Raw genomic sequence first — 488 nt, 5'->3', positions numbered from 1 at the left:
GGGGTAACCCGCAAGGGAGCCAGCCGCCGAAGGTGGGGTAGATGATTGGGGTGAAGTCGTAACAAGGTAGCCGTATCGGAAGGTGCGGCTGGATCACCTCCTTTCTATGGAGAATCGTCTTCTGCAATGAAGACATTCATAACAAGCAAGAAAATGCTTTCGAAGTTTAACTTCGTAAAAATTTCTCATCTTATTTGTTCAGTTTTGATGGAATTTGAGGGGCCATAGCTCAGCTGGGAGAGCGCCTGCCTTGCAAGCAGGAGGTCAGCGGTTCGATCCCGCTTGGCTCCACCAATCATTTTCATCTAAAACTTGATTAAACTTTCATTCACACATTTGTGATGAACGAAAATTTGATCGATTGATCCTTGAAAACTAGATAACGAAACGAATTTGCGTTTTAGAAATATCCTTTTAGCTGCTTGTGTCAATTTATTGACCAAGTAAATAAGAGTAGCAGCGAAAGATTCGTGACAGGTGATCCTTTG

General features: G+C 43.2%; 1 tRNA gene and 1 rRNA gene. Both read left to right on the top strand.

Annotated elements, in window-relative coordinates:
* A 16S ribosomal RNA gene (locus tag KJS65_RS29520) occupies positions 1 to 104 on the top strand; the annotation flags it as partial.
* Positions 105 to 218: 114 nt separating this feature from the next.
* Positions 219 to 294: transfer RNA gene (locus KJS65_RS29515), tRNA-Ala, on the top strand.
* Positions 295 to 488: the final 194 nt, after the last annotated feature.

Origin of the sequence: Paenibacillus sp. J23TS9, assembly GCF_018403225.1 — a bacterium.
Lineage (GTDB): Bacteria > Bacillota > Bacilli > Paenibacillales > Paenibacillaceae > Paenibacillus_AQ.
Note: the sequence above shows the minus strand (reverse complement) of the source record. Positions and strands in the feature narration are given on the sequence as shown.